This window comes from Fructilactobacillus sanfranciscensis DSM 20451, assembly GCF_001436035.1.
GTDB lineage: Bacteria > Bacillota > Bacilli > Lactobacillales > Lactobacillaceae > Fructilactobacillus > Fructilactobacillus sanfranciscensis.
Window position 1 is genome coordinate 1 of the sequence record NZ_AYYM01000008.1, and the last position, 23788, is coordinate 23788.

22 protein-coding genes are annotated in these 23788 nt (G+C 35.0%); 3 read left to right on the top strand and 19 right to left on the bottom strand.

Annotated features, from left to right (window positions below):
• Positions 1-228: 228 nt before the first annotated feature.
• The 17 genes from lysS to FD36_RS03405 all read right to left on the bottom strand — a co-directional run bounded on the left by lysS (position 229) and on the right by FD36_RS03405 (position 19201).
• Positions 229-1713 carry a lysine--tRNA ligase gene (lysS, locus tag FD36_RS03325; protein WP_056958027.1) on the bottom strand — a complete coding sequence of 495 codons (1485 nt, stop codon included), beginning with the start codon at positions 1711-1713 and terminating at the stop codon, positions 229-231.
• A gap of 88 nt (positions 1714-1801) precedes the next feature.
• Complete coding sequence (dusB, locus tag FD36_RS03330) at positions 1802-2830, bottom strand: tRNA dihydrouridine synthase DusB (RefSeq protein WP_056957958.1); 1029 nt, start codon at positions 2828-2830, stop codon at positions 1802-1804.
• Positions 2830-3723 (bottom strand): Hsp33 family molecular chaperone HslO, encoded by an 894-nt coding sequence (gene hslO, locus FD36_RS03335; protein WP_056957960.1) that lies wholly within the window; start codon positions 3721-3723, stop codon positions 2830-2832. The genes dusB and hslO overlap by 1 nt, the downstream gene beginning before the upstream one ends.
• A 62-nt stretch (positions 3724-3785) precedes the next feature.
• Positions 3786-5834, bottom strand: coding sequence for an ATP-dependent zinc metalloprotease FtsH (gene ftsH / locus FD36_RS03340; protein WP_056957963.1), 2049 nt, complete (start codon positions 5832-5834; stop codon positions 3786-3788).
• Between the two features lie 67 nt (positions 5835-5901).
• Entirely contained in the window at positions 5902-6444 is a 543-nt protein-coding gene (hpt, locus tag FD36_RS03345) for a hypoxanthine phosphoribosyltransferase (RefSeq protein WP_056957965.1), read from the bottom strand.
• Positions 6445-6455: 11 nt separating this feature from the next.
• Positions 6456-7811, bottom strand: a complete 1356-nt coding sequence (gene tilS, locus FD36_RS03350; protein WP_056957967.1) for a tRNA lysidine(34) synthetase TilS — start codon at positions 7809-7811, stop codon at positions 6456-6458.
• A gap of 49 nt (positions 7812-7860) precedes the next feature.
• Positions 7861-8304, bottom strand: coding sequence for a S1 domain-containing RNA-binding protein (locus tag FD36_RS03355; protein ID WP_056957968.1), 444 nt, complete (start codon positions 8302-8304; stop codon positions 7861-7863).
• A 78-nt stretch (positions 8305-8382) separates the two neighbouring features.
• Positions 8383-8742: an FtsB family cell division protein gene (locus FD36_RS03360; protein ID WP_056957970.1), complete on the bottom strand. Its 360-nt coding sequence runs from the start codon at positions 8740-8742 to the stop codon at positions 8383-8385.
• A 68-nt stretch (positions 8743-8810) separates the two neighbouring features.
• Positions 8811-9098 carry an RNA-binding S4 domain-containing protein gene (locus FD36_RS03365; RefSeq protein ID WP_014081732.1) on the bottom strand — a complete coding sequence of 96 codons (288 nt, stop codon included), beginning with the start codon at positions 9096-9098 and terminating at the stop codon, positions 8811-8813.
• A 9-nt stretch (positions 9099-9107) separates the two neighbouring features.
• Entirely contained in the window at positions 9108-12632 is a 3525-nt protein-coding gene (gene mfd / locus FD36_RS03370) for a transcription-repair coupling factor (RefSeq protein WP_056957971.1), read from the bottom strand.
• A gap of 37 nt (positions 12633-12669) precedes the next feature.
• Complete coding sequence (pth, locus tag FD36_RS03375; protein ID WP_056957973.1) at positions 12670-13227, bottom strand: aminoacyl-tRNA hydrolase; 558 nt, start codon at positions 13225-13227, stop codon at positions 12670-12672.
• Positions 13228-13348: 121 nt separating this feature from the next.
• A complete protein-coding gene (locus tag FD36_RS03380; RefSeq protein ID WP_056957976.1) occupies positions 13349-13714 on the bottom strand; it encodes a type II toxin-antitoxin system PemK/MazF family toxin in 366 nt (121 codons plus the stop codon).
• Positions 13711-13983, bottom strand: coding sequence for a hypothetical protein (locus FD36_RS03385; RefSeq protein WP_056957977.1), 273 nt, complete (start codon positions 13981-13983; stop codon positions 13711-13713). The genes FD36_RS03380 and FD36_RS03385 overlap by 4 nt, the downstream gene beginning before the upstream one ends.
• Positions 13967-15136, bottom strand: a complete 1170-nt coding sequence (gene alr / locus FD36_RS03390) for an alanine racemase (RefSeq protein WP_056957979.1) — start codon at positions 15134-15136, stop codon at positions 13967-13969. The genes FD36_RS03385 and alr overlap by 17 nt, the downstream gene beginning before the upstream one ends.
• A 163-nt stretch (positions 15137-15299) precedes the next feature.
• Positions 15300-16775 carry a degradosome RNA helicase CshA gene (gene cshA / locus FD36_RS03395; protein WP_056957981.1) on the bottom strand — a complete coding sequence of 492 codons (1476 nt, stop codon included), beginning with the start codon at positions 16773-16775 and terminating at the stop codon, positions 15300-15302.
• 172 nt (positions 16776-16947) lie between these two features.
• The gene (locus FD36_RS03400; protein WP_056957983.1) at positions 16948-18321 is read right to left on the bottom strand and encodes a UDP-N-acetylmuramoyl-tripeptide--D-alanyl-D-alanine ligase; all 1374 of its coding nucleotides are present in this window, start codon (positions 18319-18321) and stop codon (positions 16948-16950) included.
• A gap of 91 nt (positions 18322-18412) precedes the next feature.
• Positions 18413-19201, bottom strand: coding sequence for a hypothetical protein (locus tag FD36_RS03405; RefSeq protein ID WP_056957985.1), 789 nt, complete (start codon positions 19199-19201; stop codon positions 18413-18415).
• A gap of 185 nt (positions 19202-19386) precedes the next feature.
• Between FD36_RS03405 and FD36_RS03410 the strand changes: the two genes are divergently transcribed.
• From FD36_RS03410 to FD36_RS06480, 3 genes are all read left to right on the top strand, one after another.
• Positions 19387-19866 (top strand): low molecular weight protein-tyrosine-phosphatase, encoded by a 480-nt coding sequence (locus FD36_RS03410; protein ID WP_041817616.1) that lies wholly within the window; start codon positions 19387-19389, stop codon positions 19864-19866.
• A 3-nt stretch (positions 19867-19869) separates the two neighbouring features.
• Positions 19870-21105, top strand: a complete 1236-nt coding sequence (locus tag FD36_RS03415; protein ID WP_056957988.1) for a multidrug efflux MFS transporter — start codon at positions 19870-19872, stop codon at positions 21103-21105.
• Positions 21106-21385: 280 nt separating this feature from the next.
• Entirely contained in the window at positions 21386-22066 is a 681-nt protein-coding gene (locus FD36_RS06480) for a DUF4097 family beta strand repeat-containing protein (RefSeq protein WP_225361240.1), read from the top strand.
• 63 nt (positions 22067-22129) lie between these two features.
• Here the strand turns inward: FD36_RS06480 and FD36_RS03425 are convergent, their stop codons facing one another.
• The gene (locus FD36_RS03425) at positions 22130-22378 is read right to left on the bottom strand and encodes a type B 50S ribosomal protein L31 (protein ID WP_041817614.1); all 249 of its coding nucleotides are present in this window, start codon (positions 22376-22378) and stop codon (positions 22130-22132) included.
• A gap of 106 nt (positions 22379-22484) precedes the next feature.
• Complete coding sequence (locus FD36_RS03430) at positions 22485-23774, bottom strand: UDP-N-acetylglucosamine 1-carboxyvinyltransferase (protein WP_056957992.1); 1290 nt, start codon at positions 23772-23774, stop codon at positions 22485-22487.
• Positions 23775-23788 lie beyond the last annotated feature (14 nt).

The window sequence follows — 23788 nt, forward strand, 5'->3', positions numbered from 1 at the left end:
TCAAAGATCTACTCAAGCACCTGTAACAGTGCATTAACTATATTACATGGTTATACCATAAATGTCAATAAATAAAATGTATTTTTTAACATTTAAATAAAAATAGTAATACTCTCTCACAACTATATAAATATTACCCTCTTACCAAATTGTTGTCAACAATAATTTGAACTTTTTATAATAAAAAAGTGATTGAATTCAATTGAATTCAATCACTTACTTAATTTATTAATCTTGATCTTCTTCCGGACGCATGGTTGGGAATAAGAGAACATCTCGAATAGAAGGTGCATCAGTTAAGAGCATTACTAAACGATCAATTCCAATTCCTAAACCTCCAGTAGGTGGCATTCCATATTCCAAAGCTTTAATGAAATCTTCGTCAATACCTTGAGCTTCATCATTTCCAGCCTCACGTTCTGCAACTTGTGCTTCAAAACGTTGTCTTTGATCAATTGGATCATTTAATTCAGAAAAAGCATTAGCATATTCATTTCCAAGAATATAAAGTTCAAAACGATCAGTGAAACGAGGATCATCAGCATTTTTCTTAGCTAATGGAGAAATTTCAATTGGATGTCCATAAACAAATGTAGGATCAACAATGGTTGATTCAACGAATTCTTCAAAGAATTCATTAATGATGTGTCCAACCTTCCAGTATGATTCATATTTAACGTGATGTTCATCAGCTAATTTACGAGCTTCATCAATAGTCATTTCTGGCCAAAAATCAACACCAGTAACTTCTTTAATAGCATCGACCATATGAACTCGCTTAAATGGCTTATCTAAATCAATTTCATTCCCTTGATAGGTAACTTTACCATCATCTGTAACAACCTTAGCGGCTGCACGGAAAATTCCTTCAGTTTCATCCATTACATCTTTGAAATCAAAATAAGCAGCATAACTTTCTAATTCAGTAAATTCTGGGTTATGCTCTTTATCCATTCCTTCATTTCTGAAAACACGGCCTATTTCGTATACTCGTCCCATTCCCCCAACGATTAAACGTTTAAGGTGAAGTTCGAGTGCAATCCGAAGATATAATTGAATATCTAAAGCGTTATGATGAGTAATAAATGGACGAGCTGAAGCTCCACCAGCAGAAGCATGTAATACAGGTGTCTCTACTTCAGTAAAGTCCATCTCGTTATCTAAGAAGTTTCTAATTGCACTGATAATTTTGGCACGATTTTGAAAACGATCAAAACTCTCGCGGTTAGAAATTAAATCAAGATAACGTTGACGGTATTTTTGTTCTTTATTTTGTAAACCATGGAATTTATCAGGTAGTGGACGAAGTGCTTTTGATAAGAATGTCACGTCCGTAACTCTAACAGTTAATTGACCCATGTCAGTCTTAATTACTTCTCCAGTAAAACCTAAGAAGTCACCAATATCAGAACGTTTAAAGATATGGTATTTTTCTTCACCAACAACATCCTTACGAATATAGATTTGCATTCTTCCAGAACGATCAAGAATATCAGCAAATCCAACTTTACCACTACCACGCTTAGCAACCATCCGTCCTGCAATAGTCACAGTAACGTCTTTTTCTTCTAATTCTTCTTTTGAATATTTGTCATATTCTTCGGTTAAGTCTTTTGCTAAAGCGGTTGGTTTGAACTCATGACCAAAAGGATCAATACCCTCTTCACGTAATTCATCCATTTTTTCATGACGAACTCGCATTTGATCATTCATTTGTCTTTCTTGTTTTCTTTTTTGCTTAGGATCTTGAGCCACTATAATTCCTCCAAACTACTTAATAATTAGTTTAATTTTAACATAACTAAACTCTTTCATGCGCTCTCGCAGCACGTTTTTTCTCACGATCTTTAGTTTGTGCTACAAAATCATCCATAATTTTAAACATTTCAGCTTCAGTATCTGCACTTGTGATTGCAACTTTGGCACGAGCTGAATGTGAATATCCCTTAAGATAATAAGCTGCCTGTCCCCTAAATTGATGAACACCAACATAATCACCTTTTAGTTCAACTAATCCATGCAAATGTTCTTTAGCAATTTGCATTTGGTCTTCAATATCTGGAGTTGGTAATACTTCTCCAGTTTCAAGGTAATGGTTAGTTTGCTTTAAAATCCAAGGATTTCCTTCAACAGCACGTCCCATCATAACAGCAGTAGCACCGACTTCATCAAGCATTTGTTTTGCCATTTGTGGAGATGTTACATCTCCGTTCCCAATAAAGGGAATTGTCAAAGCATCAGAAACTTCTTTCAAAATTTCCCAGTTAGCATTACCCATGTACATTTGTTCACGGGTTCTCCCGTGCATAGCAACTGCTGCAGCACCAGCCTTCTCAGCTGCTAGGGCATTCTTAACAGCGTACAAATGTTTGTCGTCCCATCCAGTTCTCATTTTAACTGTTACTGGCTTTTCAACTGCAGCTGTTACTGCAGAAACCATTTCATAAACTTTATCAGGATTTAATAACCAACGAGCTCCTGCTTCACATTTAATTACTTTGTTAACGGGACAACCCATGTTGATGTCAATCACATCTGCTTCAGTTTTCTGGTCAATAAATTTGGCTGCATTAACTAAAGTATCTTTATTTCCACCAAAGATTTGAATACTCATTGGGTGCTCAGTTGCTTCAACGTTTACCATGTCTAAAGTTTTTTTGTTGTTATACATAATTCCACGGTCAGAAATCATTTCACAAACAACTAATCCGGCCCCGAATTTTTTACAAATCAAACGGAAAGCAGAATTAGTAACACCTGCCATGGGAGCAACTACTAATGGATTATCAATTTTAAGATTGCCTAGTTTCCACGATCTATCTTTACTCATTACTCTTTTTCCTTTTCATTCATCATTTTAATTAAATCATCTTCTGAAAAATTATACTTCTTTCCACAGAAATTACATACAATTTCAGCACCATGATCTTCGTCAATTAATTGTTGGAGATCTTTTTTACCAATTCCTGCAATATCTTTGGCAAACTTTTCCTTAGAACAATTACATTCAAATGATACAGGAAGATGTTGCACAATGTCCAAATTATCTTTACCAAATAAGACATCTAAAATATGCTCTGGATTAGGATCTTCTGCTAGCATAGTTGGAATACTTGGAATTTCTTTTAATTTCTTTTCTAATTTTGTAATTGCATCATCGTCAGCACCTGGCATTGTTTGAATTAGGAAACCACCAGCAACTTGGATCTTATTTTCTCCATTGATATCAACGGAGACACCAACTACTGAAGGAATTTGTTCAGACATCGCTAAATAATAAGTAAAATCATCACCAATTTTACCGCTGGCTAAAGGAACACTGCTGGTATAAGGTTCTTTGCCACCTTGATTCTTCAAAACTTCTAAGAATCCATTAGTACCAACTCCTTGAGCAACGTCAACATTTCCTTCTTTCGTCAAATGTAAGTTGATATGGGGATTTTGAATATAACCCTTAATGTGTCCGTTCGCATCAGCATCAATTACCATAAAACCAACTGGTCCTTGACCATTCAAACGCACCGTCATCGTTTCTTTACCTTTAAGAGCTGAATTAGATAGTAATAACGTTGCTACTAATGTTCTTCCCAATGCAGCAGCTGAAGTACTCCATAAATCATGATTTTTTTGAGCGTAATCCACTACCCCAGTAGCGTTAATGGCATAAACTCGAAAGTTTTGATCTTTCGTAAGGGCTTTTACCAATACATCATTTTCTTTCATTTTAATTTCTCCTTAAATTCGAAAAGAACGCTAGCAATTCTGCTCACGTTCTTCTTCGTTATTTAATCTTTTGGATTTTTGTGTTCATCATCCTTGATTTTATTTTCAAGTTTTTCGTCTTGTTCACTATCTTTTGTTTCAGCGATTTTCTTTGCTTCATCAAAAGTCTCTTCTTCATTAGCAGGTTTTTCGTCTTGTTCTTCTGGCATTTTACCAGTATTGTATAAACTTAGAATTTGTTTTTCATCTAGAGTTTCATACTTGAGCAATGCGTCCGCAATTAATTTATGTTGAGCCCGATGTTCTTCAATAATTTCGCGAGCCTTTTTATGACCTTCGTCAGTAAAACGTTTGACTTGGGCATCAATTTTGGCTGCTGTATCTTGAGAATACTTAGGAGCAGCATATGGATCAGTATTTGGATCTTCCAAAGCAACTGTTCCAAGTTCATCGGTCATCCCATATTGGGTAACCATTGCCCGTGCAATTTGAGTCGCCTGTTGGAAATCATTAGATGCACCAGAAGATTCTGAATTAAAGACAATTTCTTCAGCACTTCGACCACCCATCATCCCAGCAATTTGTTCAAGGGCATCTTTCTTAGATAGTAATTGTTGATCTTCTTTAGGAAGCACAATTGCATATCCGCCAGCACGTCCACGAGGAACAATAGTAACCTTGTGAACTACTCGAGCATCATTCAAAACTAATCCCACAATTGTGTGACCAGCTTCATGGTTAGCAACAACTTCACGTTCATGCTTACTAATCACACGATTACGTTTAGCAGGACCTGCAATTACTCGATCTTCTGCTTCATCCATATCAGCGGCCGTAATAAATTTACCATCACGACGAGCAGCTAATAGAGCAGCTTCATTAAGTAAATTAGCTAAGTCAGCACCCACAAAGCCAGGTGTTTGCTTGGCAATTTCTTTCAAGTCAACATCAGGACCCATTGGTTTGTCTTTAGAATGAACTTTAAGAATTGCTTCACGACCACGAACATCTGGTTGACCAACCAAAATTTTCCGGTCAAAACGACCAGGACGAGTTAAAGCGGGATCAAGAACATCAGCACGGTTTGTCGCAGCAATCACGATTACTCCAGCATTACCAGAGAAACCATCCATTTCAACTAACAATTGGTTAAGGGTTTGTTCACGTTCATCGTGTCCACCACCCATACCAGAACCACGTTTCCGACCAACAGCATCAATTTCATCAATGAAAATGATAGCAGGAGCATTTTTCTTAGCTTGAGCAAATAAGTCACGAACACGACTTGCTCCAACTCCAACAAACATTTCAACGAAATCTGAACCTGATAGTGAGAAGAATGGAACTCCGGCTTCACCAGCAACTGCTTTTGCAAGTAAAGTTTTACCAGTACCAGGAGGTCCCTCTAAAAGTACACCTTTAGGAATTTCAGCTCCTAATTTAGTGAATTTCTTTGGATCCTTCAAAAATTCAACGACTTCAACTAATTCTTGTTTTTCTTCATCTTCACCCGCAACATCATTGAAACGAACTTTACTTTTAACTGGTTTTGCTTGGCTTTTCCCAACTTTCATAACTCCGCCAGGACCACCTGCACCACCAGCTTGTTTCATCATCATGTAAAACAAGTAAATAAAGATAATTAATGGAAGAATTGAAACAAGTAAGTTTAACCAAAATCCATTTGATTGGGTTTGTTTAGCGGTTGTCTTAACATTATGATTCTTTGCCAAAGCATTAATTTCTTTAATCGAAGAATCAGTTTTTACGACATTCGTTGTAAACTTACTAGTTTTAGTAGTTTCCTTTGGTGCTTTGACAATCCCTTTTGAACTAACGTTAAAAGACATGCCATTATCTTGTTTTACTTTTTGTGGAGTTCGGTATTCTCCAGTTACTTTATATACACCGTCACTTGATTCAATCGCAAAACTTTTGATTTTATTATCTTTTAAATCATTAGTAAATTGACTTGATTGAATCTTTTGACTTTGAGCGGAACTGCCACCAGTTCCACCACCAGTTGCAAAAAGAATAACTCCCATTGCTAACACAAAGACGATGATATAAAACAGACTACTTTTAAAAAGTCCATTTTTATTATTTTTCATTTGTGTCCTCCATAATTTTATTGCTTAACAAACAAATATTATCACTTTTAATGAATTGAAACGATTATTAAGCCTTGTAAACTTCCGGTTTTAAAACTCCAACATATGGAAGATTGCGATATTTACCTTGATAGTCCAACCCGTACCCAACTAAAAATTCATTAGGAACATCAAAACCAACGTAATCAGCTTGAACAGTATCTACTTTACGAGCCTCTGGCTTATCCATCAGAGTACAAACCTTAACAGATTTTGCACCACGATTTTTAAGTAATTTTTTAAGATAATCTAAAGTACGACCAGTATCAATAATATCCTCAATAAAAAGAACATCGCGATCCTTAACGTCAGAATCAAGGTCTTTTACTAATTCAACTTCACCGGTAGAGACAGTTCCGCCTTTGTAACTAGAAACATCAATAAAATCAAGATCCATATAAATGTTCATTCGTTTAATGACATCTGCCATAAAAGGAACTGCACCTTTCAAAACACAAACAACTAATGGGGTCTTACCTTGATAATCTTTAGTGAGTTGCTTTCCTAATTCAACACAAGTATCTTGAATTTTTGCTTCACTATAAAGTACCTTTTGGATATCGTCGTTCATTAATAATCTCCTTATTTAACTAATAATACGTATAAATTTGTTTGCACTGATTTATTCGTGCTACTTTCCTGGATTCCTAAGATTGAAAGAACCTCATTATGACAATCAACTAGAGAAAACATTAATTTACGTTCTTCATTATTAACTTTATGATCAATCAAAATTCGCCGTAATTGTTTATGTCCTCCACCCTTCAATTTAACTCGATCATGTATTTCACTTGGTCGAATCTGAAGGGGAAATTGAGAGTCATTTAACCAAAAATAACTTTGGCGTAGGTAGTTTCCATTAGGAACCTTTTCAGAATTGAAAATAGCCACTGACTTGCCACTAGGCAAATCATACCAATGATTTAATACTACCATAAAACCAGTTTTTTCACGAAAAGTTTTATTTTCACTTTTAATTTTCTTGATTTTTACTTTTTGATAAACCTTTTGCAATTCAAAACCATTGCCTAATTGGATTTTACCTTGTGGTTTTCTTTGATTTTGTAAAAGTTGAACAACTTCAAATAGTTGAGTTTTGGTTAAACTCACTGGCATTAATCGCTGCATCATTTGCTGTAAAGCGGGCTCAATCATATTAGAAATATCATCATAATTAACTTCAATACTATTTGAAGTTTGTTTAAATGAATCAAGATTATTAAGATAGGAATCCAATAATTTTGCAACTAAATCATTTTGCTTTTGTAAATCATCTGCAAAGGTTGCCAAATGATCAACCACATTTTTATTTTCTTCAACTAAATTAGGAAGCACATGATGACGAATCCGATTCCTTTGAACTTCATCATCGTGGTTGGTTTCGTCTTCAAACCAATGGATTTGATTCGTAATCGCATACGATTCAATTTCTGAACGACAAACTTTTAATAATGGTCTAATTAATTTTCCACCAGCAAACTTACGAACTGGTTTAATTCCAGCAACTTCTTTCAAATTTCCAGACCGAACTAATTTCATTAAAACGGTTTCTGCTTGATCGTTTTGTTGATGAGCGGTCACTAAAACTTTAGAACCTGTCTTTTGCATAACCTCTTTAAAAAATTGATAGCGAAATTTACGGGCTTGAGCTTCCATCCCGCTCGATATTTTACCATGTTCCCAACGTTTAACCACCAACTGTAGCTGGTGTTCATTGCAGTAATCTCTTAAATATTGTTCTTCATCTTCACTTTGTTTCCTTAATTGATGATTAACGTGAGCAACAGTTATTTGGGGATGGTATTGCTTTAACTGTTGAATTAAATGCAAAAGTACCATCGAATCAACTCCGGTCGAGACTGCAATTACGATGGGTTCATTTGATTTCCACCAATTTGATTGGGCGACTTGAAGATTGAATTGACTTTGTAACTTCACTAAAACTCCCCCTAACAAAAAACTGAGCACCTAAATGCTCAGTTCATTATTAACTGCGACGACCTCCACGACCTCCGCGTTTACCTTCAGTATTCTTTTTAATATCTGACAAGCGACTTTCTGATTGTTTCAAAAAATTAGAAAGTAAATCATCAAATTTTTCTGGTTTATTTTCATGTTTAGGTTGTGAGGAACGTGGGCGGTGTGAATTACTTTGTGATTTATGCATATGATGCGATTTGGCATCTGCTTGCGGTTTATCACTGGCTGCTCTAATTGATAAGCCAATTTTACCATCATCACCAATTTTCATCACTTTAACTTTAACATCATCACCAACGTTTAAAACGTCATGAATATCTTTGATGAAGCCATCTGAAACTTCACTAATATGTACTAATCCGTTTTTATGGTCACCAAGATCAATAAATGCACCAAATCCTGTTATCCCAGAAACTTTTCCAGTAACAATTTCACCAACTTTGAGTGTCAAAAGCTGTTCCTCCTAAATAATATTGGTTCTAATTATAACATAACTAAAAATGGAAGTTCGTAAGAACTCCCATTTTTCTTATTTACTACTACTCAAATGATAATTTGTTTCACCTTTTTGCGAATATCCGTACTTGGTATGTGCTAAATCTTTTACATAATCTTCATTTTTAAGTAATTTATTTTTTTGTTTTAACTCAGCTGCTTTAGTTTTTTGTTTTTTTAGATTGATTTTTTCATAATGGATTTGTCCATTAACTTGATTAAGATTAGCCTTTGCTCCATAAAGTTGAAAACCTAAGCAAAAAGTTACAACTGCAATAACTCCAGAAATCATCAAAGCTCGCTTTTTTCGACGAGTTGACATTAACTGTTTTGATTGTTTGGGTTTTCCAATATTAGCGTGTATTTGAGCTACATTGCTTTGCCGTTTGCCCAACTTTATTCCTCCAACCTAATCAGCCTTAATTTTGTTCTTTCAATCATGATACATCAACAATTTGTATTTTACAATAACTCTTCTGATTCTTTATCATAATCGCGGATATATTTTTCATTTAAAACCGTGTACATTTGATCTGAGTCAGATTTTTTAGTAGTTTGTAAAATTTGTTCAACTCGTACTGTAAGTTCTTTGTTCCCAAACTTAATGAGAATTTCATCACCAACTCCAACCTTAGTAGCTGACTTGGCTTCTCTTCCATTCACAAAAACTCGACCTTGGTCACTAATTTTTTTGGCAACCGGACGTCGTTTGATAATTCGGGAAATCTTTAAAAATTTATCAATTCTCATTTAATTATCCTATTCTTTTTCGTCTTGCATCTCATGTTCATTTCTAATTTTTTCTAATTCTTGGACAAACTGTTTTAAGTTAGTTAGCCAATCAATGACTTCCATCGTTGGTTGCACAATTAGGCGAATCTGGTAACGTCCATCAATCATCTTAACGGTTGAACGAAATTCAGTACTGGCAATTGCTTGTAAAATTTCTTTACTAGAATAGAATTTTGTTCCTAATGTACTGAAAGTTACTACAATTGTTTGCTTATCTTTTCTGATTTTATCAACTAAATCAAAGTCTGCTAACATTTTAATTAAATCAACATCTAGTAAATTAGCAACCGCTGCTGGATATTCTCCAAAACGATCAATTAAATCACTTTGTAATTCAGTAAATTGTTCAGTACTATCCATTTGGCGAATTCGTTTGTAAAGTTCAATTTTTTGTTGCTGATCTTCAATATAATCAGAAGGAAGATAAGCTTCAATTCCCAATTCAACCGCAGAATTAGTTTTATCAATTTTACGTTTCTTCCCTTGTTTTTGTGCCACAGCATCAGAAAGCATCTTAGTGTACATGTCATAACCAACTGAATCAATAAATCCATGTTGCTGACTTCCCAATACGTTTCCTGCTCCCCGAATTGAAAGATCTCGCATGGCAATTTTAAAACCTGATCCAAGCTCAGTAAAGTCCTTAATAGCTTCTAACCGACTTTCACCTGCTTCCGTCAAAACTTTATTAGGTTGGTACATAAAGTATGCTTGCCCAACTCGATTACTTCGTCCGATTCTACCACGAATTTGATACAACTGCGAAAGCCCCATTCGATCAGCATTTTCGACAAAAAGCGTATTAACGTTTGGTATATCAATTCCGGTTTCAATGATGGTAGTTGTAACTAAAACATCGTAATCACCATTAACAAAATCATAGAGCACGCGTTCCATTTGAGTTTCTGTTTGTTGTCCATGAATGTAGGCAATGCGTGCATCCGGAAGTAGATTTTCTAATTTTCCAACTACTTGTTCAATATCTTTAACCCGATTGTGTAAATAAAAGACTTGTCCGCCCCGTTGCATTTCTCGACGAATTCCATCCACAATCGTGGCGTCATTTTGTTCAATTACATAGGTTTGAATTGGATATCGATTAGCAGGAGCTGTTTCGATTACCGAAAGGTCACGAACCCCCATCATCGACATATTTAAAGTTCTCGGAATTGGAGTAGCTGTCAAAGTTAACACGTCCACATTAGACCGTAATTCCTTGATTTTTTCTTTAGCTTTTACCCCAAAACGTTGCTCTTCATCAACAATTAATAACCCTAAATCTTTAAACACAACGTCTTTTGAAAGCAATCGATGAGTTCCCACCACAATATCTAACTTTCCATCTTTTAAATCAGCCAAATCTTGTTTGGTTTGTTTGGCACTATTAAACCTTGATAGAACTCCTACACTAACGGGAAAATTAGCAAATCTTTTCACTAACGTCTCATAGTGTTGTTGAGCAAGTACCGTCGTTGGTACTAAAAATGCCACCTGTTTGCCAGCTTCAACTGCTTTGAAGGCAGCTCGCATTGCAACTTCAGTCTTACCATAGCCAACATCACCAACTAGTAGGCGATCCATAGGATGTGGCTGTTCCATATCATGTTTGATTTCATCCGCACTTCGAACTTGATCGGGAGTTGGTGTGTAAGGAAAGTCATTATCAAATTCTACTTGATAATCATCATCTGATGGAAAAGCGAAACCTTTTTCGTGTTCTCGTTTCGCATAAAGCTCGACCAATTCATCGGCCATATCATCAACTTTTTTCGAAACCTTACTTTTAGTCTTCGCCCATTCGTTACCACCTAATTTATTCATACGTGGTTGTTTTCCTTCAGAAGCCACATACTTTTGAATCAAGTTTAATTGCGTAACAGGAATGAAAATGTGGGCATCATTTTTGAAAGTAATCGTTAGGTAATCTTGATGTTTTCCATCAACTTCCATGGTTTTCATGCCATCGTAACGACCAATCCCATGATTAACGTGAACCACAAAATCTCCAGGTTTTAAGTCCGTATAACTTTTAATTCGTTCGGCATTCGTAAAGGTCTGATGACGAATTCGACGAGGTTGTTTCCGTTCAGAAACCCGTTTGAATAACTCATTTTCAGTAATTACCACTAAATTAGCGGCTGGTAGTTCAAACCCCAAATCAAAATTACCTTCAACAACTTGCACTCGATGTGGTTGAATATCATTGACATTTGTTTGTATGGTTTCCATATCAAAATCAGCCAAAGTCTGCGTGACCTTCTGCATTCTTTCTTGATTTGGAACCATTATGATTACTGTGGCTTTTTCTTGTTGATAACGATCCATTTCCGTCTTCAACATTGGCATTTGCCCAAAGAAACGTTGCACAGGACGAACTTTGATATCTACAATATCATCTAATTTCATTCGTCCTAATCCTTTTTGGAATAAGGACAATAACATTTTAGGATGTTGATTTTCTTCGATAATCGTTTTAAAATTCAAACTAAATTTTTGTTTTTCAAAAATTTGGTCATTTTGCATAACTGAATTTTTCCAATTATTTTCATCAGTTTCAAGTTGCTTATTAGCATCCCTTACTCGTGCATAGTCGTCAAAAGCCACAACCCCTTGAGGATCTAAATAATCTAAAATTGATGTTGCTTTACGGAAAATAAATTCTGCATACTGCATCCACAATGAATCAGTAGCTTTAGTCCCTAAGTCTTTAATTACTAAATTAATGTTTTTAATTAACTCTTCATTATCAGTTTTTTGGATTTGCTTCGTTAATTCTTTAATTCCATGTTGTCGATCTGCCTCTGATGGCAAAAAGTCAGTGGCTGGTAAAACGGTTAACTCTTGAATATTTTCTATACTTCGTTGTGTGGCTGCATCAAAATAACGCATCGAATCAACTTCGGTATCAAAAAAATCAAGTCGAACAGGATATTCGGAATTTAAAGGATAAATATCAATAATTGATCCCCGAACTGCAAATTCACCAGGAATTGAAACTAAATTATTTCTGATGTATCCCATACTGGCTAGCTGTTTTTGTAAATCAGCAAAGTTAAATTCACTACCAATTTTTGCTTGTAAAGCACTAGCCTTAAAAGTAGCTGGTTCTGGTAAATATCGTTTTAACCCAGATGTTGAAACAATCACTACAACTGGTTTACCACTTTGTAAAGCACTCATCGCCTTTACTCTTGAAGAACGATATTGGGGTGAACTGGTCGCAATTTCAGCTGCAATTAATTCTTCAGCAGGAAATTCATAAACCTGTTGATCTGGCAAAACTTCTTCAAACTCTTTGACAGCCTGATCAGCATGATCCATCGTATCAGTTACAAAAATCATCGGCTTTTTGGTGTCTTTTAAAACCTCACTTAAAATTAATTTTTGTGCAGTTCCACTAGTTCCCGTTACTAACTGCTTAGTATCAGGTTCTAAATTATCTAAAATAGTTTGATATTGAGGAACTTCTTTTAAAAACTCATTTAATTGCATCAATTTACACCTCCTATCGTTTTTTAATTTGGTTTAATTAATTAAATTGATTTTCTAACTTAGCAAAATCGGTTCCGGCTACCCATTCATCAAGTGCTTTCACCGTCTTATCAAGTGCTTCAGAAAGTGGTCCTTGTTGTTCTAAGGTAAATTTACCAAGTACATAATCAACCACACTTTGGCGTTTAGGATGATCCGTTCCAATTTTAATTCGATTAAATTGATCAGTTCCTAAATGGGCAATAAGACTTTTAATCCCATTGTGTCCACCAGCTGAACCATGATTACGTAAGCGAATTCGACCAACATGTAAATCCATATCATCATACACAATGACGACATCATCTAAGTCAAGCTTGTAAAATTGCATCAAAGGATGAACTGCACGACCAGACTCGTTCATATAGGTGGTTGGCTCTACTACCATGACTTTTTCGCCATCGACCATTCCCGTTCCGAACATTGCATCCATTTTTTGCTTATTAATTTCAATATCGTGTTCTGCCGCAAATTTTTCAACCGCCATAAATCCTGTATTATGTCGTGTACCTGCATATTCATTACCAATGTTCCCTAATCCAACAATCATTTTCATTCTTAATTTCTCCTTACTCGAATTGTAACAATCATTTTAATTGTAACATAATTAACCAGTAGATTATGGCTCTAGAAAAGGCAAAAGGAGTGAGAAATCTCACTCCTTTTCTATGTATTTTTTAATTAATTGAGTCTGTTAATCCAACACTTAAAGCCAAACCTTTATCGACTTTTTCCATCAACGTATCAGAGATATACGTAACCCGATCTTTCAACCGTTGTTTATCAATCGTTCGAATTTGTTCCAATAAAATTACCGAATCTTTACCGATTCCAGAATTACTAGCTTTAATGGCAACATGAGTCGGCATCTTGGGTTTTGCTATTTTAGCAGTAATTGCAGCAACAATTACTGTCGGACTATATTTATTACCAATATTATTTTGCACAATTAAGACGGGACGCAAACCACCTTGTTCTGAACCAATTACAGGCGATAAGTCTGCGTAAAAAATATCTCCCCGTTTTATTCGGGTGTCTGTCATTTTTGATTTCCTTTCATGTAATTAAATTTAGGATCTTGATTATAAATATCTACTAAAGTTTTAGTTAAATCTTGTTTCGAAGCCTCGGCATATTCAGCTACAATTTTTTGACTAATTCTCTTCATCGAATCATAACCATATACCATCTGATTAACTACGGGATTTTTATCAAAATTAGCATTCACAAAGGCAGCATGCTGCTCATCAATTTTTGCAGCCAATCGGACAAAATCTTTATCAGTTAATTTACCATCATAATGACATTTCATGATTATTTCCCCCATTGCTTTTGCTTAACGTTTTGTAGACCCTTGGTAGTCTCTCAGTAAAACCACAGGCAATTTCATAATGAATGGTGTGGCACTGATCTGCTACTTGTTGCAACGTAATAGTTTGTGTACCTTGTTTACCTACAATAACTACTTCAGCTCCAGGTTGCATTTCATAAGGCAAGCGAACCATAAACTGGTCCATACAAACTCGACCAACAATCGGACACAACTGTCCATCAATTAATACTTTAAATCCTTGCATTGAGCGCCAAATTCCATCTGCATAGCCAACTGGAACTGTTCCAATCCATTGAGCTTTATCAATCGAATAAGTAGCACCATAACCAATTGAACGACCTGGATTAACTTTTTTTACATAAACCAATTCAGTCGTCAAACTCATTGCTGGATTTAACTTAATTGGAGCAATTAATTCTTGACCTGAAGGGTTCAATCCGTAAGCAGCAACTCCATAGCGAATCATATTTGCTCCGGTGACTTGGTGCCACAAACTTGTCGCTGAATTAGCCACCGAAACATAGCGTGGCTTAGTTTTAAAACATTGCATTAAATTTTTAAAATTTTGATATTGAAAATCAAAGTAATCATGATTATGTTCATCAGCTGTCGCAAAGTGCGTAAACACGCCATCCAAAATTAAATTGTTTGCATTTTGATTAACAAAATCAAGAAATTCTGTAACTTCAGCAGAACTTTGTAACCCAATTCGTCCCATCCCAGTATCTAACGCTAAAAATATTTTAATTTTATTTTTTAGTTTTAAATCTTCAAAAACTCGATTGGCTTGCTTAAGCCAAGACACGGAACTCACGGTTACATCAATATTGTACTTAACAATCAAAGGTAAATATTCAATATCGGTAAGTCCCAACACCAAAATCGGCTCATCAACGAAACCAGCTTCACGAAGTTGAATTGCTTCGTCTAAAATGGCCACACAAAAACCAGTAGCTCCTGCTAATTTTGCAAGTCTGGCAACTTGAACCGCACCATGACCGTATGCATTCGCTTTTACAACCATAAACATTTCAGTTTGCTGGTCCAATCGTTGAATTTCAGCATTAATATTTGAATATATTGCATCTTCATTAATAATTAATTGGGCATTTCGATTTCTTCCGATTACCATAACTTACTCCTTCAATAAAACATGGTTCAATTATACCATTAAAAAAGCTTTGACTTTACAATTTAAAAACAACCCCCCAAATTTTAATTTATAAAATTATACAAAAAAGCGATTGAACTCGAATAGAATTCAATCACTTTTTAAACATATTAATTTAAACTAATTAATGTTTATTTTTAATTACGAATTTGTTACTACGACCAGAGCTGTTACGACGATCATGTCCACCACGACTATTGTTATCGCGACTACCACGATATCCACCACGGCTATGACTGTTGTTACCACGGTATCCTCCGCGACTACGGCCACGACCACCACCATGTCCTTTAAGTGGACGTTCTGGAGTGATATGAACCTTAACTTGATCACGTGACATTTCGTTTAACAAAGCAGCTACTAAATCAATTGCTTCATGATTTTCTAGCAATGTATTTGCAACGTCTTCATATTTTTCGGTATTAGTCCGTTTAACCAACTTATCAACATCTTCAATGGCAAATTTCATTTGACCAGCTAAAGCTTCATCTTCAGTAGGTGGCTTTAATGGTAACATCCGAACCTTAGTAAGTTTTTCAACTAAACGAAGGTAGCTCATTTCGTTTGGAGTTACAAAGGTTACTGAAGTACCATGATGTCCGGCACGACCAGTACGTCCAATACGATGAACATAACTTTCTGGGTCTTGAGGAATATCAAAGTTATAAACATGGGTAACACCTGAAACATCAATTCCACGAGCAGCAACATCAGTTGCAACAAGATAATTGATTTGATCACGTTTAAATTCGTTCATAATTTGAGTACGACGACTTTGAGTTAAATCACCATGAAGACCAGCAGCTTTGTAACCGCGAGCAATCAAACCTTTAGCAACTTCATCAACACGACGTTTAGTCCGACAGAAAACAATGGTTACTTTGGGTTGTTCAACATCGAATAAACGAGTCATTGTTTCAAATTTTTCGTTATCTTTAACTTTTACGTAATATTGATCAACTAAATCAGTTGTTAATTCTTTAGATTTAACTTTAATTTGTTTAGGATCAGTCATAAATTGTACCCCAACTCGCTTGATTGGATCAGGCATAGTAGCTGAGAATAACATTGTTTGACGATCTGAGGGGGTGTTCTTGATGATACTTTCGATATCTTCTAAGAATCCCATGTTTAACATTTCATCTGCTTCATCTAAAACTAAGAATTTTACATGTTCTAGTTTAAGAGTACGACGTTTAATGTGATCAAGTAAACGACCAGGAGTTCCAACAACAATTTGTGGTTTCTTCTTTAAATCGTAAATTTGTTTACGAATGTCTGAGCCACCGTAAACAACTTGTGCACGGGCACCTTCGCCACGACCCAACTTTTGAATTTCTTTTTGAGTTTGAATCGCTAATTCACGAGTTGGTGAAATTACTAATGCTTGTACATTTGGGTCATTAACGTCAATTCCTTGTAGAATTGGTAATGCAAATGCAGCAGTTTTTCCAGTACCAGTTTGTGCTTGTCCAATCACATCTTCACCTTTAAGGGTCAATGGAATTGTTTCTGTTTGGATAGCAGTTGGTTCTGCATAGCCGTTATCTGCTACGGCTTTTAATAGACTATCTGATAGTCCTAAATCTTTAAAATTCAAATGTGTTCCTCCTATTGAAACATCACCGTAAATACAACAAATTGCTCAGAAAAAATCCGTTTCCCTTGAAGCGCAACTTGTTTGATTACACTTTATTTCTCTCTAATACTTCTAATATAGCTATCCTATGATAGCATATTTTACAAAATTAAGCAAACACTGAGCGTGTCAACTACTCTAATGCATCTAATACTTTTTCTAAATGTATTCCATGACTAGCTTTTAATAAAACTTCGTCACTAGGTTGAATCATTGCTTTTAATTTTTCAATCATTACGTCCATTTCGCTAATTTTATAGTAAAACAAATTAACTCCACTTTGATACTTACTATTTAAAGCGTCAGATAATGCTTGCATATCATCACCGATTAAAAAAACATCAGCAATTTGATCAGGATCTAGATCATCTGCCAAACCTGCGTGCATTTCTTTAGACTGATCACCAAGTTCTAGCATATCTCCTAAAACAACTATCCGTTTCCCCATCACATGAGTATTCTCAAAAGCTTTTAAAACTGCTTTGACAGCTGATGGATTAGAATTATAAACATCACTTAAAATCATCTCACCTTGGTTACCTTTAATCCATTCTGTCCGGTTCTTAGTTAAGTTTGCATGTTCTAATCCAAGTTGCATGTTCTGAGACTTGATTTCGAATAAACGACCAACCTCCAAAGCTGCTAAAGCATTGAACACATTATATTCACCCAATAAATTAATAGTAAATTCTAACCCATCCCAAACATTAGTAGTAAATTTGGTTGTATTATCACCGTCAATTATCTTAATTGGATAAATATTATTAGTTGTTAATTTACCAAACGTTTTTTTATTGACCTTTAATTTATTAGCCCGATCAACTAAAAGTGGTTCATCTCCATTAAAAACAAATTCTCCATCTTCACGTAACCCATCAATAATCTCTAATTTAGCATCAGCAATCCGATCACGTGTTTTAAAAAATTCAATATGTGCTTCCCCAATCATGGTAATAACAGCAACATCAGGGCTAACAAGTGTACTAAGCTCGTGTAATTGTCCTGGACGATCCATTCCCATTTCAACTACTAAAACTTCAGTATTAGAATTCATGGATAAAATTGTAACCGGAACTCCAATCTCATTGTTAAAGTTTCCTTGTGTTTTAGCAACATTAAAATTAGTTTCTAAAACTGAAGCAATTAGATCTTTCGTTGTAGTTTTTCCATTACTACCGGTAATGGCTACAACGTGCGGATTAATCTTTGTAAGGTAATACTTAGCCAAAGTTTGGAGAGCTTGTAATGGATTGGAAACTAAGATTACTGGAAAATCATCTGGTGCCTGGTTAGCATGATCAGCTTTCCAAAATGTTCCAACTGCCCCATGATCAATGGCACTTTGAATATAATCATGACCATCGTGTTCTCCTGCTAAAGGAATGAATAGTGAATCAGGCTCCAACTTACGACTATCAAAACCAACACTGGTGATTTCAATGTCATTTGCATTATTACTAATCGTTCCGTTAACAGCTTTAGCGATTTCTTCAAGTTTCATCTTCATAAATTTGACTCCCACTTTTAATTTACAAAATCATCTACTAATTATACAACAAAATAAAAAACGGATTAATTCATTCTAATCCGCCTCCACTCTAAAGATCATTCAAATCTTGTTCAAACTTAACTTTCAAATCAATTGACCATTTATTACTTAAAGTATTATAAGTTAACATTCCCACCTGATTTGCATTGGCTAACAACTGCCCTTCGCTTCCCCAAATCACCTTAGTTTGCGTTTTAGCAACTCTAAATAATGGCATTTTAACTTGTCGCTTCACTTCTTGTCCTAATTCAAATGCAATAATCATTCCCTCTACACTAAAGTGTAAGAGATCATGAAGAATTTCAGGATCAATATCTTTCATTTGAATTGGCCGAGCAAAAATTCGTTTATTATTTCGTTGATGGCGTAAATGTCTTTTAATACTTAATTCTAAGATATGATTTAGTTCTTGAAAACTCCGAAAATAAAACCTATTAAAGCCATTGGTGCCGCCTAAATAAACAAATTCATTTCCCAATTTAACAGAAAATGGATTGCGCTTACGGGGAACATCCATATGAGCTAAATATAATAAATCTGCAATTTCATCATCACTCAATGAATCTAAACCATCTTTAGTTTTATAATCCATCCATTTCGGAACTTTTCCGGTTTTATAACCGCGAATCACATAATCTCGAACCTGGCTTTGACCGGTAATGGTTGGAAAATTAGAATGAACATTAAAACTATTTGAGCTGTCAACATCATCATTAATCATAATAATATTTTGTGGTATTTTGCTAATTCCATTAATATAATCACCAGCAGAAATGCCCCAAGTAATCGCAAAACGATCAATAGGACTCACCTTTAAATAAATTAAGTTTGTTAACATTTACCCACCACCTTTTAAAACATCAATTGGATTAATTATACTATGATATTAGCTTAATTACAGAGATAGTATAGAAAAATTTAATCTTTATTGAATAATTTTATTTTTCAAGTTTCAAATGCGTGCTAAAGAATTCAGTAATTGCTATGATAGTAATATTGGAATTTTCGACATGGAGGTTAAATATGACTAAAACAAAGGTTCTATTCGTTTGTCTGGGAAATATTTGTCGTTCTCCCATGGCAGAATCAATGTTCAAAAAAATGACAAGTGAAAAGGGAATCGCAGATTATTATCAGATTAATTCTGTAGCAACAAGTAGCGAGGAATTAGGAAATCCACCTCATCCTGGCGCCCAAGCAGAAATGGATCGACACCAATTAAATTACAATGGCCACTATTCACGGCCAATTACTGCTGCTGATATTTCCAATGCTGATTACATCATTACAATGGATGAAAGTAATCTTGCAGACTTAAAACAAATAATTCCTAATAGAGATCTATCCAAACTTCACTTATGTATGGACATTGTACCAGGTCAGAAAGGTACCAGTATCGTTGATCCCTGGTATACACATCGATTTGATAAAACCTACCAAATGTTAAATCAATCATTACCACTTTGGTTGAAAAAAATGGAAAAAATAAGAAAGGAAGGATAATTAATGGAAAAACCTAGTACCAACGAACCAGAACAGGTTCCAAAATCAATTTGGCACCGTAACTTAATTGCGCTCTGGTTTGGTTTGTTTTTAACTTCAATGGGCTTTAGTGGAATGATGCCGTTTCTTTCACTTTACATCGATACACTTGGAAAATACACTCAAATCCAACTTAATTTATACAGTGGACTAGCCTTTTCTGCTTCTTTCATGGCAGCTGCGGTGGTTTCTCCTATTTGGGGAAGCTTAGCTGATCGTTATGGCCGACGGGTTATGTTGCTTCGTGCATCATTTGTCATGTCAGTTGTCGTCCTCTTAATGGGTTTTAGCACAAGTGTATGGCAATTAATTGCGCTTAGATTTATCCAAGGAATTTTTTCTGGTTACTTTCCTAATTCAAATGCGCTTTTGGCAATTCAAGTTCCTAAAAGAGAAAGTGGAAAAGCACTTGGAATTTTATCGACTGGCGGTGTTTCTGGTTCATTACTTGGACCATTTGCAGGCGGAATTTTAGCCTCAATTTTCAGTTATCGCGTTACTTTTTTCATCACCGGTACCTTAATGTTTTTAGTCTTCTTAATTACTATTTTTTTCGTAAAGGAAAAATTCACCCCTGTTACGAAAGAAAAGAACTTACATACTAAGCAAGTGATTAAAGTTTTAACCCGCCCTAAATTAATTTTTGGAATGTTTATTACTACAATGATTATTCAAGCTTCTAACTATTCAATTTCCCCCATTTTGTCACTCTACGTACGTCAAATCATGAACAATAGTCCTTCAGTTACTTTTTTTAGTGGGATTGTTGCAGCCGTACCTGGGATCTCGACCCTAATAGCTGCTCCTAGATTTGGAGCATTAGGTGATAAAATTGGAACCGAAAAAATCATGATTTTTGGATTCATTCTGGCAATCATACTTTACATTCCGATGGCATTTGTTACTAATGTTTGGGAACTAATGGGACTAAGATTCTTACTTGGAATATCTAATGCTTGTATGCTTCCAGCGGTACAAGCGATTATTGCCAAAAATACGCCAGTACAAGTTACTGGACGAATTTTTAGTTGGAATCAAAGTTTTCAAGCTGTTGGTAATTTTACTGGACCAATGATTGGTTCAATTGTATCATCTGTCTTTGGTTACTCCGGTGTCTTTATTTCAACATCAGTATTAGTTTTAATTAACCTAATGTTGGTTTTAAGTGAAACAAAAACGCTTAGTAAAGCTAGAGCATAAATAAAATTAGAAGACCGTCTTCAGTTCACATCCTACTGAAGACGGCCTTTTTATTTTCTAACTTGTGATGAGTCAAAAATGATGATAAGTTAAAACCATAATTAAAAAGAGAGGATTAATTTTAACGCTTAAGAAAACAATACAATTAGTAACAGGTATCACAATAGCTAGTTGTTTAATTATTTGTTTAAACAGCAAAGTTAATGCTGATACAAAAAAACAAACTGTTAAAAATACTGACAAGGTCCAACATCTCATAATTGATGCTCCGACTAAAGTAATTTTAAAAACTGGGAGTGAGTTCCAAGTTCAATCTAAATTTCCAAATCTTAAAAAAACGACCATTACTAATCAAAATGGCAAGCTTAAAGTTTCTTATCCTCATAAAAAACATCTTTGGGGAATTCAAATTAATTCTAAACAGCCCAAGTCTGTTGTCACTGTGACAATTCCTTCAAACTTGAAACTTACTGATTTAAAAATTAAATCTAAAGCGGCTGATGTTCAAACCGATGCAGCAATTAAAAAATTGTTGATTGCTAGTCACAGTGGTGACGTCAAATTGACTAAAACTAATTCAAAGAATTTAACAATCAAATCAGAAAGTGGAGACATTAACATAGATCAAGTTAAAGTAGAAAATGATAATTATCTATCTAGTGAATCAGGAGATGTTAAAATTAGTAATTCTCAATTCAATTCGATGCAAGCAAACTCTGAAAGTGGTGATATCTTTATTAGTAACTTGATTGCTAAAACACTTAAGCTTAACAGTGATTCTGGAAATGTTAAAATTAACAATCAAAAAGCCACGAAATACAATCAAGTTATAATTAACAGCGACAGTGGCGATGTTGAAATTAAAAATTCTAAGATTAATAAAAGTAAGATTGATACTGCTGGTGGAGATTTGGATTTGCCCAAAACTAAAATCAACCATAGCGAAAATTCCACAGAATAGTCTAACTAAAACTGAACAAAAAAAGACTTAACCAATTGGTTAAGTCTTTTAGTTTGCTTAAAATTATTTGTTGAGACCATATCTCTTGTTGAAACGATCAACAGCACCATCTGCTTGAGCTGATTTTTGTTTACCAGTGTAGAATGGGTGTGAATCTGATGAAATTTCAACACGAATCAATGGATAAGTGTTACCGTCTTCCATAGTAATTGTATCTTCAGAAGTAGCAGTAGAACCAGTAATGAACTTAAAGCCAGTACTTGAATCTTGGAATACTACTTGGTGAAAATCTGGATGAATTCCTTTTTTCATAATATTACGCTCCTTTTGCCCTGAACTTATAAAATCCAGAGATTGATTTATAAATATTCAACTTTTGTAGTTTACCACTAAAAAGAAATTGTTGCAATACCAAAAACTATGCTTCAGAAGCACTTGGTACATTTCCTTCAAGTAATTCAACATTAGCATTTAACCCAGCTAACTTTTCAACTACGTTATCATATCCACGTAGAATATGATCAGCATGAGTAATTAATGTTTCTCCATTTGCCATTAAACCGGCAATTAAGAGTGCTGCCCCTGCTCGAATCTCTCCAGCAGAAACAATAGCTCCATGTAAATCTCGACTGGGACTAATTATAATTTGATTATTATCAGTCACCTTAATAATAGCACCCATCTTTTTTAATTCATGAATGTGCTTTTTTCTTTTTGGATAAATAGTATCAGTAATAACACTATCGCTATCCGCATTAAACAATAATGGTATAATTGGTTGTTGCCAGTCCGTTGCAAATCCCGGAAATGGTTCAGTTGTAATCTGAACCCCGTGAATATTCCCACTTTCTGGAACAAAAATACTATCATCATTAATTTCTAGTTTTAAACCCATTTCAGTTAATTTTTCTGTAAATGGTTTTAGATGTTCTGGAATTACGTTTTTAACTAAAATTCCGTCACCAATTGCAGCAGCTAACGCTAAATAAGTCCCCGCTTCAATGCGGTCTGGAATAACGGTATGAATTTCAGTAGCAGAAAGAGATTTTACTCCTTCAATCCTAATATCATCCGTTCCAGCACCTGTAATTTTAGCTCCCATACTATTTAAAAATGAAACAATATCTACAATTTCTGGTTCTTTAGCAACATTATGAATCTCAGTAACTCCATCTGCTTTAGTAGCAGCTAGAATTGCATTGATAGTTGCGCCGACCGAAACCATTTCAAAATCGATAATTCCACCCTTTAAACCATGCTTAGTCGCATCAATATAAACTGTATCACCATCTTCAGTGACATCAGCTCCTAATGCTTCAAAAGCACGAATATGTTGATCAATTGGTCGTGGACCAATATTATCTCCACCTGGAAAACTAACAATTGCCCGATGAAACCTACCTAATAATGCCCCCATAAAATAATAAGAGGCTCTTAGTTTTTTAATCGCTTCACTAGGAAGCCGACTTTCTTTTATATTAGTTGGATTAACTTTGAATATTCCGTCACTAAATTCAGATGGAACGTTCATTGACTGCAAGATTAGCATTAAATTGTGAACATCTAAAATATCAGGGACCTTATCGAACTCAACAGGAGTGTCGGAAAGAATTGTAGCTGGAATTAAAGCAACTGTGCTATTCTTTGCACCACAAATCGTAACTTCTCCCATGAGTCGATGATTACCGTGTATTTTCATCATACTCATATTATATTTTCCTC

Bases quoted from the DNA above. Each gene is read 5' to 3' on its own strand.
- lysS (WP_056958027.1), bottom strand. From the start codon at position 1,713: ATGAATGATCAAATGCGAGTTCGTCATGAAAAAATGGATGAATTACGT.
- ftsH (WP_056957963.1), bottom strand. From the start codon at position 5,834: ATGAAAAATAATAAAAATGGACTTTTTAAAAGTAGTCTGTTTTATATC.
- FD36_RS03380 (WP_056957976.1), bottom strand. From the start codon at position 13,714: ATGACAGACACCCGAATAAAACGGGGAGATATTTTTTACGCAGACTTA.
- FD36_RS03405 (WP_056957985.1), bottom strand. From the start codon at position 19,201: ATGTTAACAAACTTAATTTATTTAAAGGTGAGTCCTATTGATCGTTTT.
- hslO (WP_056957960.1), bottom strand. From the start codon at position 3,723: ATGAAAGAAAATGATGTATTGGTAAAAGCCCTTACGAAAGATCAAAAC.
- FD36_RS03410 (WP_041817616.1), top strand. From the start codon at position 19,387: ATGACTAAAACAAAGGTTCTATTCGTTTGTCTGGGAAATATTTGTCGT.
- hpt (WP_056957965.1), bottom strand. From the start codon at position 6,444: ATGAACGACGATATCCAAAAGGTACTTTATAGTGAAGCAAAAATTCAA.
- FD36_RS03415 (WP_056957988.1), top strand. From the start codon at position 19,870: ATGGAAAAACCTAGTACCAACGAACCAGAACAGGTTCCAAAATCAATT.
- FD36_RS03400 (WP_056957983.1), bottom strand. From the start codon at position 18,321: ATGAAGATGAAACTTGAAGAAATCGCTAAAGCTGTTAACGGAACGATT.
- FD36_RS03365 (WP_014081732.1), bottom strand. From the start codon at position 9,098: ATGAGAATTGATAAATTTTTAAAGATTTCCCGAATTATCAAACGACGT.
- alr (WP_056957979.1), bottom strand. From the start codon at position 15,136: ATGGTAATCGGAAGAAATCGAAATGCCCAATTAATTATTAATGAAGAT.
- FD36_RS03425 (WP_041817614.1), bottom strand. From the start codon at position 22,378: ATGAAAAAAGGAATTCATCCAGATTTTCACCAAGTAGTATTCCAAGAT.
- FD36_RS03385 (WP_056957977.1), bottom strand. From the start codon at position 13,983: ATGAAATGTCATTATGATGGTAAATTAACTGATAAAGATTTTGTCCGA.
- mfd (WP_056957971.1), bottom strand. From the start codon at position 12,632: ATGCAATTAAATGAGTTTTTAAAAGAAGTTCCTCAATATCAAACTATT.
- dusB (WP_056957958.1), bottom strand. From the start codon at position 2,830: ATGAGTAAAGATAGATCGTGGAAACTAGGCAATCTTAAAATTGATAAT.
- pth (WP_056957973.1), bottom strand. From the start codon at position 13,227: ATGAAAATGATTGTTGGATTAGGGAACATTGGTAATGAATATGCAGGT.
- FD36_RS03430 (WP_056957992.1), bottom strand. From the start codon at position 23,774: ATGAGTATGATGAAAATACACGGTAATCATCGACTCATGGGAGAAGTT.